11 protein-coding genes are annotated in these 14,448 nt (G+C 70.3%); 3 read left to right on the top strand and 8 right to left on the bottom strand.

Features of this window, described 5'->3' with window-relative positions; translation table 11 throughout:
- Positions 1-17: 17 nt before the first annotated feature.
- The 3 genes from NKJ07_RS01805 to NKJ07_RS01795 are packed head-to-tail and all read right to left on the bottom strand — an operon-like array spanning position 18 to position 3,012.
- The gene (locus NKJ07_RS01805) at positions 18-806 is read right to left on the bottom strand and encodes a hypothetical protein (protein ID WP_318568889.1); all 789 of its coding nucleotides are present in this window, start codon (positions 804-806) and stop codon (positions 18-20) included.
- A complete protein-coding gene (locus tag NKJ07_RS01800) occupies positions 803-1,714 on the bottom strand; it encodes a hypothetical protein (protein WP_318568888.1) in 912 nt (303 codons plus the stop codon). Before NKJ07_RS01800 ends, NKJ07_RS01805 begins: the two co-directional genes overlap by 4 nt.
- Positions 1,711-3,012 (bottom strand): ArgE/DapE family deacylase, encoded by a 1,302-nt coding sequence (locus tag NKJ07_RS01795; RefSeq protein WP_318568887.1) that lies wholly within the window; start codon positions 3,010-3,012, stop codon positions 1,711-1,713. The genes NKJ07_RS01800 and NKJ07_RS01795 overlap by 4 nt, the downstream gene beginning before the upstream one ends.
- Positions 3,013-3,160: 148 nt before the next feature.
- On the opposite strand from NKJ07_RS01795, the gene NKJ07_RS01790 reads away from it, so the two are divergent.
- Positions 3,161-4,780, top strand: a complete 1,620-nt coding sequence (locus tag NKJ07_RS01790) for an ABC transporter substrate-binding protein (protein ID WP_318568886.1) — start codon at positions 3,161-3,163, stop codon at positions 4,778-4,780.
- A 42-nt stretch (positions 4,781-4,822) separates the two neighbouring features.
- Here NKJ07_RS01790 and NKJ07_RS01785 read toward each other — a convergent pair whose 3' ends face one another.
- The 4 genes from NKJ07_RS01785 to NKJ07_RS01770 all read right to left on the bottom strand — a co-directional run bounded on the left by NKJ07_RS01785 (position 4,823) and on the right by NKJ07_RS01770 (position 9,797).
- On the bottom strand, positions 4,823-5,713 hold the full coding sequence (locus NKJ07_RS01785) for a hypothetical protein (RefSeq protein ID WP_318568885.1): 891 nt from the start codon (positions 5,711-5,713) through the stop codon (positions 4,823-4,825).
- A gap of 105 nt (positions 5,714-5,818) precedes the next feature.
- Positions 5,819-7,957: an ABC transporter ATP-binding protein gene (locus NKJ07_RS01780; protein WP_318568884.1), complete on the bottom strand. Its 2,139-nt coding sequence runs from the start codon at positions 7,955-7,957 to the stop codon at positions 5,819-5,821.
- 2 nt (positions 7,958-7,959) lie between these two features.
- A complete protein-coding gene (locus tag NKJ07_RS01775) occupies positions 7,960-8,850 on the bottom strand; it encodes an ABC transporter permease (RefSeq protein ID WP_318568883.1) in 891 nt (296 codons plus the stop codon).
- On the bottom strand, positions 8,847-9,797 hold the full coding sequence (locus NKJ07_RS01770; protein ID WP_318568882.1) for an ABC transporter permease: 951 nt from the start codon (positions 9,795-9,797) through the stop codon (positions 8,847-8,849). The genes NKJ07_RS01775 and NKJ07_RS01770 overlap by 4 nt, the downstream gene beginning before the upstream one ends.
- A 327-nt stretch (positions 9,798-10,124) precedes the next feature.
- Between NKJ07_RS01770 and NKJ07_RS01765 the strand changes: the two genes are divergently transcribed.
- Both NKJ07_RS01765 and NKJ07_RS01760 read left to right on the top strand, forming a co-directional pair.
- Positions 10,125-11,600: an ATPase domain-containing protein gene (locus NKJ07_RS01765; protein ID WP_318568881.1), complete on the top strand. Its 1,476-nt coding sequence runs from the start codon at positions 10,125-10,127 to the stop codon at positions 11,598-11,600.
- A 48-nt stretch (positions 11,601-11,648) separates the two neighbouring features.
- A complete protein-coding gene (locus NKJ07_RS01760) occupies positions 11,649-13,217 on the top strand; it encodes a PAS domain-containing protein (RefSeq protein WP_318568880.1) in 1,569 nt (522 codons plus the stop codon).
- Positions 13,218-13,238: 21 nt separating this feature from the next.
- Here NKJ07_RS01760 and NKJ07_RS01755 read toward each other — a convergent pair whose 3' ends face one another.
- Positions 13,239-14,051, bottom strand: a complete 813-nt coding sequence (locus NKJ07_RS01755) for an SDR family oxidoreductase (RefSeq protein WP_318568879.1) — start codon at positions 14,049-14,051, stop codon at positions 13,239-13,241.
- Between the last annotated feature and the right edge of the window lie 397 nt (positions 14,052-14,448).

Here is a 14,448-nt window from a genome sequence, read left to right as displayed (position 1 = left end):
ACCGACAGCAGTTCGTCTCAGCCGTCGCGGTCGACGACGACGCCCGTCTCGTGCGCCGTCCGCACCGCCCCGACCGTGAGCGTGTGGTACGCCTCGGCCAGATCGGCCTCGACCACGAGGTCGTCGAACCCACCCAGGACGGCGACGTCCGAGACGAGGTCGGCGATGGCGTGTGTGACCCCCTCCCCGCCGTCGGGCGACAGGTACGGCGTCGTGCTCGTCGTCACCCGCTCGACGAGCGCGTCGTCGGCTCCTTCGAGAGGGTCGACCTCGACCACCAGCGACGCCTCGCCGTACGACGCCTCGAAGCGGATCCCCGAACCGTACTCTCGCGGGCGAAGTGTGAGCCGACCGCCCCGGGTCTCGGCAGTCACGGGTTCGGAGACGGTCGTCCGGGTCGACGGCTGCCCGACGAGGTCGATACGCCCGAGCGCCGCCGCCAGGTCGGGATTCGGCAGTCCCGCAGGGTGGCCGACGACGCTCGACGGGGGGAGCCCGGTCGAGTAACAAAAGCGGTGTTCGGGGCGGGCGAACGCCCACGTCTCGGTCAGGCCCTCGACGCGAGCGGCCGTCACCCCGTGGAGGCCGAGCGGCCCGAGGACGTGTTCGACGACGAACGCCCGGTTCGTGCCCCGATTCGATCCGTCGGCCGCCGCGAGATCGACCCGGACGTCGGCCTTGACGACGTGGGCGAGGTCGGCCGGGATCCCGTTGATCTCGATCCCCGGCGTCGCCTTCGGTTCGACCCGGACCTCGCTGCCGGCGACGGGTTCGGCGAGCGTCCGGACGTCGGCGTTCGGCGTCACGCCCGCCCCTCCCGACCCGACACGCGCTCTGTGACCCGTTCGAGGAGCGCGCGCGTGCGCTCGAAGTCGTCGCCGTCGAACCGATCGCCGGGCCGCCCGCCGCCGAACGCGACCTTTTCGGCCGAGGGAAGTCGCGAGAAGACGGTCGGCCGCGCGAGCCACTCGTACCCCGCGTCGCCGACGACCGCCCGGTGGGCCGTCTCGACGGCATCGCGGACGTCGACGCTCGGATCGGCGCGTTCGACGCCGGCCTCGAACGTGACGTCGACGCCGCTCGGTTCGAACGCACTCGTCTCGTCGCCGTCGCCGGGGTCGGAGATGGCGAGCGACGCGAATCGCTCCGTGACCTCGCTCCGCGTCGTCGCGGGCGTCGTCGACACGTCGAAGCGGACCCGAAGCAGCCCGCTCTCCCGAATCGTCTCGCGGAACGAGAACGTCGTCATCCCCGTCCGGAACACGCCTCGCTCGTCGTCGGCGACCGGGTAGTGGTCGTGCCGGGCACGGGCGGCCGCGAGCACGGCGTCGAGGCGAGCGCGAACCGGCCGGATCCGGGCCGGCTCGTCGATCGGAACCGTCACTGTCGCCGTCGCGGTGCCGGTCGCGACCGTCGCGATCAGCCCGTCGAGCGGAGCGAGGACGAGCCACGCCCCCTCGGCCGTCAGATCGACGTCGCCGTGGTGGAGCCTCACTCCGGGGGTCGCGTCAGCGACCGACAGCGCCGCGGCGAGGTGGCCACAGGCGACCGCGTCGGGACCCTCGTACCGTCCGTCTTCGAGCGTCGCGTCCCCGTCGGCCGCGGGGTCGGCGACGACGACGTGTGCGGCCGCGCCGTCCCGGTCGTCGGCGGCCGCACGGGCCGCGGCCACGACGGCGTCCGGCGGGCGGCAGAGCCCGGTCGCGTCGCTCACCTCGCGAGCACCCCCATGAGGTCCGCCGTCGAGACGGCCATCACCTTCGCCGCGGTGAGGACCTCCTCGATCGGGACGTACTCGTCGACGACGTGCGCCTGGTCGAGGAGGCCGGGGCCGTAGACGATACACTCCTCGATGCCGGCGTCGTTGACGACGAACCGCTGATCGTCCGAGCCCGGCGAGACGACGAACGCGGGATCGGCGTGGAAGTCGCGGACGTGGTCGACGTACGTCCGTGCCACGGTGCACTCCTCCGAGACGGCGGTCGGTTCGGCGTACATGATCTCGTCGTACGAGAGGTCGCTCTCGAGGGCCGACTCGGTCTCGGCCATGAGCGCGCGGATCTCCTCGCGGGCGGCCTCGACCGTCTCGCCGGGGACCAGGACTCGGTAAAAGGTCGCCCGACACCGGTCGGGGACGACGTTCTCGGAGTAGCCCGCGTCGAGCATCGTCGCCGAGACGTCCGCGTGGCGCGACTCGACGGGCGTCACCGGCAGGTCGGTCGTCCGCCCGTGAAGTTCCTCGCGGTAGGCTTCGATCCGGGTGAGGAAGTCGTTCATGACGGTGATCGCGTTGTGTCCGTCGTGCGCCATACAGCCGTGGGCCTTCGTTCCCGTCGCCGTCACGTGGAACTTGAGGACGCCACGGTGGCCGAGACAGACGCGCGAGGAGTCGAAACACTCGGTGTACACACAGAAGTCCGTGTTGTCGGGCGAGACGTACCCCTCCGCCACCAGGAAGCCAAGCCCGGTGAACCCGCCCGTCTCCTCGTCGACGGTCATGCTCTGGGTGATCGTCCCCGGGAGCGGAGGGCCGACGGCGCGGAGCGCGTCGACGGCGAAGAGGCTCGCGGCGATGCCGGATTTCATGTCCGACGCGCCGCGGCCGTAGATGCGGCCCTCGTCGACGACCGGGTCGTACGGATCGGTCGACCAGTCCTCGCCCGCGGGGACCACGTCGAAGTGGCCGGTGAAGTGAACGTGAGGCCCGTCGTTCGCGTCATCCCCGGTGTCGTGGCCCGTTTCTTCCGCACCGCCGGTCTGTCGCCCGATGACGTTCACGCGCTCGTGGTCGGTCCGGTCGGGGTAGTGACGGGCGACCACGTCGGACGGGACGCGGACCTCCTCGACGTCGTAGCCGCGCCGCTCCATCGCCCCGGCCAGGAACGCCGCCCCCTCGGCATAGTTCCGCCCCGGGGGGTTCTCGGTCTCGATGGCGAGGAAGTCGCGCATGAACGCGACGAGCTCCGCCTCGCGCTCGTCGACCGCGTCGTAGAGTTCGGCTTTCGTGATCATGGGTGGGCCCTGACTGGCCCGTGCGACCAGTCCACGCTCGGGGGGAGTCCGTCCCGCGGCAAAAACCGTTCGGACCGTACGGGTGCCGACTCGGCCGTTCACGGGTGGGAAGACTTATCAACGCGGTTCGGATACTCCGTGTACTGCCATGGGAAGCGACCACACACGAGGGTGGATGACGCCGAGTCGTCGGCGGTTCCTCGCTGGCGTCGGTGTGACCGGGCTCGCGGGGGTCGCGGGCTGTGCCGGTGGCTCGGGAGGCGGGGCGAGCGGCGACGCCGGTGACGACGGTGGCTCGGGAGGCGGGACGGCGGGATCGGCCGACACCGCCGCCGGGACGGACGAGGAGACGGTCGTCAGGATCGGCATCGCCAACGGCGGCTGGGACCTCCTCCCGCCGCGCGATACCGACTTCGACTCGAACAAGGTGTACACGCTGCTGTCCGACAACGTCGTCAATCTCGACGCCGACGCCGGGGTGGTTCCGGATCTCGCGACCGACTGGCGCCGCGAGAGCGACACCCAGTACGTCTTCGAACTCGAGGAGGGCGTCACGTTCCACAACGGCGAGCCGTTCGCCGCCGCGGACGTGAAGTACACCTACGACTGGATCCAGACCAACGAGAACCCGCGGCGGAGCGACCTCGCGGCCGTCGAGGACGTCGTCGTCGAGGACGACCGCACCGTCCGGTTCGACCTCTCCGAGCCGTTCGCGCCGCTTCTGTACAAGATCCACGCCGTGATGTGGCCGCTGTCGAAGACGGCGATCGACGAACACGGCGACGCGTACAACCAGAATCCGGTAGGGACGGGCCCGTTCGAACTCACCGAGTGGGAGTCGGGCAACCGGGCGGTCCTCGAAGCGTACGACGACTACTGGCGGGGCCGACCCGCGATCGATCGGATCGAGTTCCATATCCTCCCCGAGGACTCCTCGAAGGTCGCCCAGTTGGAGACGGGCGACGTCGACCTCGTCGACCGGATGCCGCCACAGTTCACGGAGCGCGTCGAAGCCGCCGGGAACGCGCGGGTGATCACGACGACCGGCGTGAGCGCCGGCCGCGTCGACTTCAACACCGACGTCGAACCGCTCGGCGACAGGCGGGTGCGCCGCGCGCTCGCGTGGGCCATCGACAAGGAGCGCATCGTCGAGACGGTCTTACAGGGGTTCGGGACCCCGGGAACGTCGATCCTCCCCGACTCGTTCCCGCAGTACAACGACGCGGTTTCGGACTTCAACCACCCGACGGGCGACACCGAACGGGCCCGGGCGTTGCTCGCGGATGCAGGCTACGGCGACGGCCTCTCGCTCGAGATCAAGACCTCCACGCAGTCGCGCCACCGGCGCACCGCGACGCTCGTCCAGGCGATGTGGGGAGAGATCGGCGTCGACGCGGAGATCCAGTCCCTCGACGGCAACACCTTCTGGTCGCAGGAGACGAGCGGCGACTTCGAGGTCGCCATCTCGAACTTTACCTGGTTCGGCGACCCGGACACCCTCCTGTATCTGTACCACAGCGAGGGGCTGAACGTCTGGAACGTCGCCAACGACGAGCTCGACGCCCTGCTCGACGACCAGCGCCGCGCGGTCGATCCCGAGGCGCGGGCGGCGCTGATCGACCGCATCCAGCGGCTCACGTACGAGGAGGCGTACTCGATCTACACCGACTACCCACAGCGCATCCAGGGCATCTCGACGCGGATCTCCGGCTTCGAGCAGTACCCCAACGGCTCGTTCCGGTCGCTCGACGCCGCGAGCGTGGAGTGACGAGGCCATCGGGCGGCCGGAACGCGAGGCGGCACCGCGATTTCACCGGGTTTCCATCCAGGCGTACAGGGCGGCGATCGCACAGAGGTACAGCGCCATCCCGCCGACGACCGCCCACGTCAGGGGGTTCGACGGGTCGAAGTTGTCCGGGACGCGGGCAACGCCGACGAGCACCAGTGTGAACCCCAGCAGTTGACTCTGGACCAGGATGCGGGCACCGCTCCAACGCGGATCGAGCACGGTGACGGCGTCGACGACACCGAACAGCGCGAACCACCCGGCGAGGATCCGCGCCGTCAGCGGTGAGACCGTCCACGGCCACGCGTCGATCATCGCGCCGGGGCTGACGAAGAGCACGACGGCGGTGATCGCGAGGACGACGCCCAGGCCGCCACCGAGGAGACGGACGAATCGCGGGAGAGACACCGTCTCCGCCCCGGACGCGCCGGGATCGGTCCGGCGGTTGAGCGCCCAGACGGCGGGCACGACCACCGGTGTGAGGGCGTAGAGCACGACCCAGAGGACGAACGTGTGGTGCCCGTGGTTGAAGTTCTCCCAGTGGAGCACGGTGGCGACGGCCATGAACCAGGTGAACGTCGTGATACCGAGGAAGACGGGCGCGACCGTGTGCCACGCGTCGGCGGTCGACACCCGGTAGAAGAAGTAGACGCCCGCCCCGTAGCCGGCACCCATGACGATGGGCGTCATCTCGGGCCGGATCGTCCACGCGAAGAGCTCGGTCGTCCGGGTCGGGAGGCCGTACAGAACCAGGAACGCGGCGGCGAGGAACGGGACGATGAGGCGTGCGACCCATCGGGTCACGGGAAGGACGCGGTCGTCGCGGACGGCGGGGTCCGTCCGCTGTTGTGTGACGGTCTCCATCTGAACTGCCTTCTCGTCTACTGTTCCACACTGTTCGAGGTGTGGTAACATATGTGTTCCTCCCCTGTCGGACGGTCGGAACCGTCGGTCGAGGGTCGCGAAAGCGGGCAGTCGAGGCCGGTCCCGGGCTCTGTCGACGCCGCCGGCTCGAACGGATCAGCGTGACGGTTCCGACCGCGTCGCGTCGCTGTGGAGCAGACAGGCGACCTCTCGTCCGTCGAGGTCCCCGTCGTCTTCGACCGGGACCAGGTCGGGGTCGCGGCCGTGGCACTCGTCCATCGCTTTCGGGCAGCGCGAGGCGAAGTTACAGCCCGTGGGTGGCGCTTTCGGGTCGGGGATCTCCCCGTCGAGGACGATCCGCTCGGACTCGTCTCCGCGGTCGGGCGACGAGACGGCGCTGATGAGCGCCTCGGTGTAGGGGTGCAGCGGCGTCTCGAACAGCGCCTCGGTCGCGCCGACCTCGACGATCCGCCCGAGATACATCACGGCGACGCGGTCGGACACGTGTCTCACTACTGATAAATCATGGCTCACGAACAGCATCGCCAGGCCGCGCTCGCGCTGGATCCGGTCGAGGAGGTGGAGCACCTGTCCCTGGACGCTCACGTCGAGCGCCGACGTGGGCTCGTCGGCGATGAGCACGTCGGGGTCCACCGCCAGCGCCCGGGCGACGGCGACGCGCTGTTTCTGCCCGCCCGACAGCTGGTGGGGGTACTGGTCCCGCGTCGCCGGATCGAGCCCCACCTCCTCGAGGAGTTCGACGACGCGCGCTTCGGCGTCTCCGTCGCTGTCGTCGTGTTTCTCGACCGCGTACCGGAGGATTCGGCCGACCGTCTGCCGGGGGTTGAGCGACGAGCTGGGATCCTGAAAGACGAACTGAACGCGGCCTCTGAGTTCGGCGTCGGGGACTGCGGTGAGGTCGCGTCCCGCGAAGCGGACCGCCCCGTGAGTGGGGTCGGTGAGGGCGACGAGCAGCCGTCCGAGGGTCGTCTTGCCGGAGCCGGACTCGCCGACCAGCGCCACCGTCTCGTGTTCGCGCAGCGCGAGGTCGACGCCGTCGACGGCCTGCACCGGGGGGTCGCCGCCGGGGAGGAGCCGGTCGACGAGCCCGGACGCGGCGCTGAACTCCTTTCGGAGGCCGAGTGCTTCGACGAGCGTCTCCCCCGGGTTCGCTCCCGCTCGTCGGTCGCGGGTCGCCGGCGGCGTCGGGTCGAGCGCGCCGATCGCCTCCGTTCGGACGCAGGCGACCGCGCGTGCGCCGCGTCCACCGGCGTCGCGTCCGTCGAGCCCGTCCGCGCCGAGGTCACGTTCGTCGAGGTCGTGCCCGTCGAGCGCACTCAACGGCGGGTCGTCGGCGAGACAGGCGTCGGTCGCGTGCGGACACCGCGGGGCGAAGTTACAGCCACGCGGCCGCGACTCGGGCGTGGGAACGCTCCCCGCGAGGAGTTCTGGTTCGACGTCTTCGAGCCGGGGAGTCGCCCGGAGCAGCCCCGCGGTGTAAGGATGTCTCGGCGAGCCGAACACGTCGTCGGTCGCGCCCGTCTCGACGAACCGCCCCGCGTACATGACGGCGACGCGGTCGGCCGCCGCCGCGATCACGCCGAGGTCGTGGGTGATGTGGACGACGCTCAGATCGCGCTCCCGGGCGACTTCGTCGAGGAGGTCGAGGAGTTGCGCCTCGATCGTCACGTCGAGCGCCGTCGTCGGCTCGTCGGCGATGAGCACGTCGGGGTCACAGGAGACCGCGATGGCGACGAGGACGCGCTGGCGCTGGCCGCCCGACAGCTGGTGGGGGTACGCGTCGACGACCGCCTCGGGGTCGGCAATCCGGACCGATTCGAGGAGGTCGACGGCGCGGGCGCGTGCCTCGCGTTTCGTGACGTCCTGGTGGGTCAGGATCGTCTCGACGAGCTGCGTTCCGACCGTGACCACGGGCGTCAGCGCCGCCGTCGGGTCCTGAAACACCATCGCGATTTCGGTGCCGCGGACGCGCTGGAGCCGGCGCTCGGAGAGGGTCGTGAGCTCCGTCCCGTTGAGCCGAACGGACCCGGCTGCGATCCGGCCGGTGTCGTCGAGCAGGCCCACGATCGACCGCGCTGTGACGCTCTTTCCCGATCCGGACTCGCCGACGATTCCCAAGGTCTCGCCGGGGTACAGCTCGAAACTCACGTCCTCGACCGCGCGGACGACGCCGTCGTCGGTCGCGAACTCGGTCGTCAACCCCTCGACGGCGAGCACCGGCTCCGCACCGGTGTCACCCCGTGGAGCCGGTGTCGAGGTGTCCCTGCGAGTCACGATCAGAACCTCCGTTCGGAGACGTCGCGCGGGTCGAGAGCATCTCTGAGGCCGTCGCCGACGAGGTTGAAGCCGAGCACCGACAGGAAGATGGCGCCCCCGGGGAACAGCGAGATCCACGGGGCCGAGGTGAGGTAGCCGCTGCCGGCCGACACCATCGCTCCCCACGTCGGCGTCGGCGGCTGGACGCCGAGCCCGAGGAACGACAGCGACGCCTCGGCGATGATGGCGAAGGCCATGAGCAACGATGCCTGCACCAGCAGGGGGGAGACGCTGTTGGGGAGCACCTCGCGGAAGACGATGTGCGTCCGCGAGTAGCCCAGCACGCGGGCGGCGTCGACGTACTCTTCCTCCGACACCGACAGGGCCGAACTCCGGGCAATGCGGGCGAACTGCGGGACGTACACCACCCCCAGGGCGATGACGACGTTGGTGAGGCTGAAGCCGAGCGCGGCGACCAGCCCGATGGCGAGGACGAGCGCCGGAAAGCCCAGGAGGACGTCCACGAGGCGCATCAGCACCGTCTCGACCGTGCCGCCGGCGTAGCCCGCGACGATCCCGAGGGGGGAGCCGACGACGGCGGCGACGACGACGGCAGTAAGAGCGACCTGGACAGACACTTTCGCGCCGTAGACGGTCCGCGCGAGGACGTCCCGCCCCAGGCTGTCGGTTCCGAACGGGTGGGCGGGAGAGGGCGGGGCGAGCGGGACGAACGCCGGATCGAACGGGCTGTGCCAGACGGCCGTGACGAGCGCGTTGCCCAGCAGGGCGTCGTCGACGAACGCGACGACGCCGACGACCGTGACGACCGCGACGACGGCGAGTCCGGCCACAGCGGGTGGGTGGCTCCGGAACGACCGCCAGACGCGCGTGCGGCGCGGCCGGGGCGTCACGCGGATCCCACCCGTGGGTCGAGATACGCGTACGCGAGGTCGACGACGAGGTTCACGGCCACGAACAGCGTCGCGACGACGAGGACGGTGCCCTGGAGCGTGGGGTAGTCCTGCTGGCGGACGGCGAGCCAGATGAGTCGGCCCATGCCGGGCCACGCGAACACCTGTTCGACGACGACCGTCGCCGAAAGGAGGTAGCCGAACTGCAGGCCGGCGACGGTCACGACCGGGAGGAGCGCACCCTTCAGCGCGTGGCGGACGAAGACGGTCCGCGACGGAAGCCCCTTGGACTTGGCCATCCGGACGTGCTCCGTCGAGAGGGCGTCGAGCATCGACGACCGTGTCTGTCTGGCGAGCAGCGCGGCAAAGGCCGTGCCCACCGTCACCGCGGGCATCGCGACGTGTCTGACCGCCGCGACCGGGTCGGCGAGCGGCGAGACGTAGTTGCCCGGGGGGGCGATCCCGAGGGTGCGGGCGAACACCAAGACGAGCACGAGCCCGAGCCAGAAGTTCGGGACGGAGACCCCGGCGAGCGCGCCCGCCGTCACGGCGTAGTCAGTGGGGGTTCCGTTCCTCACCGCGCTGACGACCCCCGCCGGGACCGCGATGGCGACCGCGACGAGCATCGACGCGATGGCGAGAAACAGCGTCGCCGGGAGCCGGCTGGCGATGAGGCTCGCGACGGGTCGGCTCTGGGTGATCGAGCGCCCGAGGTCGCCCTGGAGCACCCCGGCGAGCCACTCGAGGTACTGGACGTAGATCGGCTGGTCGAGGCCGTACTGCCGCCGGAGCCGGTCGACGTTCCCCTCGGTGGCCTCGATGCCGAGAAGGTTCACGATCGGATCGCCCGGAGCCGAGTGGATGATGGCGAACACGACGACCGAGACGCCGAACAACACGGGGACCGTCTGGAGGATCCGGACGCCGATGTATCTGAGCTGGTTCATGCGGGCAGGGGACGGCGAACGGCCGTCGGGGCCACGGTCGGAACCGTCCCCGCGTCGGTGATCCTCGCGGCCGTTCCGTCGAGCGTCCCGTCCATGACACGCCGATGTGCTGGGCAGTATTTGTATGTTCGTGAGTCGGTGTCCCGCCGCGGTCACCGTCCCCGACCCTCGGCCCGCGAAACGAACCGCACGGCCCACCCGACGCCGCGCCGCTCGCTCCGGGCGTCGACACGCGTGTCGACCGGACCGGCCAGGGCGGAAAACGACCGCGTGAAGACGCCGTATAGCGCCCAAAAGAATATACAGGCCGGTGTCGTCGACCAGGTAATGTCAGCTACCCCTGACGGTCGGGTCCCGACAGGGATCGCCGGTCTCGACGAGGTACTCGGTGGTGGTCTCATTGCGAATCGGAGCTACATGGTCGGCGGGGACCCGGGGACCGGAAAGACGATCCTCGGCCTGCACTTTCTCACCAGCGGTGACGGCGAGGCGCTCTACGTCAACCTCGAGGAGCCGGCGGCGGAGATCGCTCGCAACGCCGCCGCGGTCGGGATCGACACCGACGGCGTCACCTTCCTCGATCTGAGCCCGGATGCGGAGCTCTTCACCGAGGAGCGGGAGTACGACCTCTTCCTGCCGGACGAGGTCGAAGGCCCGTCGCTCCGGTCGGCGATCGTCGACGCGGTCGAAGACGTCGAGCCGACCCGGATGTTCATCGACCCGCTCTCCGAGCTCCAGCACCTCTCGCCCGACACCTACCAGCTTCGCCAGCAGGTCTCCTCGCTCCTCCGGTTTCTCCGCGATCGGGGCGTGACGCTGGTCTTTACCTCCCAGGCGACGGCGGCCGTCCCCGACGAGGATCTGCAGTATCTCAGCGACGGGACGTTCGAGATCACGAACACGGACGCGGGCCGCCGGCTCCGGGTGTCGAAGTTCCGCGGGTCGGGCACGCGAAACGGTGCCCACGCGGTCCGGATCACGGACGACGGGATGCGGGTGTATCCGGTTCTCGTGCCGGACGGACACGCGATCGACTTCACCGCCGAGGAGGTGTCGGCGGGCATCCCGGAGGTGAACCAGCTCCTCGGCGGCGGGCTCGAACGGGGGAGCGTGACGATCTTCAACGGCCCGAGCGGGGTCGGCAAGACGACACTCGGCGCGCAGTTCATGAAGGAGGCCGCCGGGCGCGGCGAGCGCTCGGTCATCTACATGTTCGAGGAGGACACGCGGACGTTCACCACGCGCTGTACGGCCGTCGACATCCCCGTCAGCAGGATGGTCGATCGGGGCACCCTCGCCATCGAGGAGGTCCAGCCCCTCACCCAGTCGCCGGCGGAGTTCGCCGCGATGGTCCGCGAAGAGGTCGAAGAGCGGGACGTCCGAGTGGTCCTCATCGACGGCATCGACGGCTACCAGCTCTCCCTGCAGAGCGACGCCGAGGACACTCTGGCGCGCGAACTCGGCGCGCTCTGTCGGTATCTCCGCTCGCGCGGCGTCACGACGCTCCTGGTCGACTCCTCGGAGACCGTCACGGGCGAGTTCCGGGCCACGCGGGGCGGCGTCAGCTACATCGCCGACAACATCGTCTTCCTCCGCTACCTCGAGATCAACGGCGAACTGCGGAAGGCCATCGGCGTCCTCAAGAAACGCACGAGCGACTTCGAGCGGACGCTCCGGAAGTTCCAGATCACCGAGTACGGCATCAAGGTCGGCGAGCCGCTCCGGTCGCTTCGGGGGATCCTCGAGGGCACGCCCGAGTACGTCGAGGGTGACGGGCCGCCCGACCGGACGGGACCGTCCTGACGTGATCCGAACGCTGCTCACCGCCCTCACGGCCACGCGAGACTAACCATGACCGACCACCCTGGCGACGCGCGACCGCCCGACAGCGACGGCAGCTACGACCAGCCAGGGGGGCTGACCGAGGCGAACGGGACGTCCGTCGGACCGCTCGGACGGCTCTTCGCGGACGGATCGACGCCGACCGTCCTGTTGCTCCTGCGGGAGTGTCGGAACCGCCGACTGCTCGCGGAGTCGCTCGACGCCGAGGCGACTGTCACGGCGACCGCCGACGTCGACGCGCTCTCGGATGACGTCGACCTCTGCATCGTCGACCGGGAGTCGCTCGACCGCCACCGCGGGGAGATCGTCGCTCGTCGGGCCGCCGCCGACCCGGCTTTCCTGCCGGTGGTGCTGGTCGACCCGTGCGACGCGGCCGCCAGACCCGAGACGTGGACGGCCGTCGACGAGGTGATCCCGGTGCCGCTGTCGAAAGCCGCGTTCCGCGCCCGCCTCCGGAACCTCCTCGTCAGGCGGCGGCAGAGCCGCCGGCTCGCCGATCGGGAGGCTGAACTCGAAACGGCGCTCATGGAGCTCCGCGTGCGCGACCGCGCGATCGCCGAGGCACCCATCGGCATCACCATCGCCGACGCGGCGGACGACCACCCGCTGGTGTACGCCAACGACGCGTTCCTCGCGCTCACCGGCTACGACTGGGAGGCGGTCGTCGGGCGGAACTGCCGGTTCCTGCAGGGCGCGGGGACCGACGGGGCGACCGTCCGGGAGATGCGGGCGGCGATCGGAGCGGCCGAGCCGGTGAGCGTCGACGTGGTGAACTACACGCGCGACGGCGAGCGCTTCTGGAACAAGGTCGACATCGCCCCCGTTCGCGACGGCGACGGCGACGTGACACACTTCGTCGGGTTCCAGACGGACATCACGCCCCGAAAGCTCCACGAGCAACGGGTGAACGTGCTCAACCGACTCCTGCGGCACAACCTCCGCAACGAGCTGAACATCATCGACGGCTACACGGCCGCGCTGGGGGAGACCGACGGGGCGGAGCGAACGGAGGCGATCGACCGCGTCCGTCGGGCGGTCGAACGGCTCGTCTCCCTGAGCGAGGAGGTCGGACACGTCGAACACGTGTTCGGCGACGACTCGCCCGACGCCGACGTCCGCACGGTCTCGGAGATCCTCGAATCGGTCCGGGCGGAGCTCAACGAGCAGTACCCCGACGTGACGGTCCGCATCGACGTTCCCGCCGATCCCGTCCACCTCAGCGCCGAATCACTGTCGCTCGGCTGTGTCGACTACGTCGCCATGCTCCTCAGCGACAACGCTCGTGAGGAGCGGTCGGTGTCGATCGTCGCGACACACGACGCGACCGCGGACGTCGTCGATATCGCCATCTCCGACAACGGCCCGGGGCTCGCCGAGTCCGACTGGGCGGTGATCGAGGCGGGCCACGAGACGCCGCTCCGACACGCCGACCGGCTCGGTCTCTGGGTGCTCCGGTGGGTGACGACGACCGCCGGCGGCGAGTTGATCCGTTCCGACGGGCACGGCGGTCGGCTGCACGTCCGGTGTCCGGTGCGTGACCCGCCGGAGCCGGACGCCGGAGACGACGCCGCAGCCTGACCACGGCCACGACGCCGCCGGTCACAGCCAGTCGTACACCCGCTCGCGCCACGCGTCGGGGACGTATCGAGCCAGCGCGCAGGCGACGCGCACACGTCGGCCGACCGGAACGCGGGCCGGTGGATCCGGCTGCGTCGCCGCGTCGAAGATGCAGTCTGCGACGTCGACAGGCGTCGTCGCGCCGAACAGCGCACCGCGAGTCGTCTCGCCGCGATGACGGTCGTAGACGGCGGCGTACGCCGGCGAGGGATCGAGCGCGTCCAGTTCCCGCTCGCGTCGGGCCCGAAAGCCGGTATCGACCGGGCCCGGCTCGACGAGGACGACGTCGACGCCCGCATCGGCCGACAGTTCGGCCCGGAGCGCGTCGTGGTGTGCCTCGACGGCCGCCTTCGACGCGCAGTACGCCCCCGCGCCGGGGAAGGACGCGTGCGCCGCGAGGCTCGACAGCGTCACGATCGTGCCCTCGCGTTCGCGCAGGTGTGACAGCGCCGCCCGGCAGAGCCTGTGGGGGCCGGCGACGTTGACGTCGAACTGTCGGGCGAGGCGGTCCGTCGGCACGTCCTCGACGGGGCCGTACTGCCCGAAGCCGGCGTTGTTGACCAGGCAGTCGAGGCCGTCGGCCGCCGCCTCGCCGACGACCCGCGAGACGGCCGCGTCGTCGGTGACGTCCAGCGCGGGCGTGTGGCAGCCGCGGTCGGCGAGCCCGGCGGCGTCGGCGGGATCGCGCGCGGTCGCGTAGACGGTCCACCCCGCGTCGCGGAAGCGACGGGCGGTTGCGCGGCCGAGCCCCGACGACGACCCGGTGACGAGCACCGTCCGGTCCGGGTCGGTCATCCGTCGTTCACCTGCGTCCGTCCTCCACTGTGTCGCACACGAGAGGGAGGGGGCAGAAAACGGCGTCGTCCGAAGTCGGCGACTCGTCGGGACAGTTGCGAGTCATCACCGGTGTCTCGTCGGCACAGTTGCGAGGCACCGAGAAACAGTCGCAACGGTCCCTCTCAGACGACGCCGTCGTCGACCAGGTCGGCGATGCGGTCGTCGGGGTGACATCCTCCTCGCGGTAGACGGCGAGGAGGATGTCACTGAACGGTATCGTTCCGCACGGGGGCGGCGCGCTCGTGTCGACAGCAGCGCAGTCCACCGGTTTCCGTTCGGTTCGTGGCCGACTCACCCGATCTGATGAACATCCCGTCACGTTCTACCGTGTGAGAACGGATCCGGCCGTTTTTTT

The organism is Salinigranum marinum (assembly GCF_024228675.1).
Classification (GTDB): Archaea; Halobacteriota; Halobacteria; order Halobacteriales; family Haloferacaceae; genus Salinigranum; species Salinigranum marinum.
This window is presented reverse-complemented; position numbering and strand designations above follow the sequence as displayed.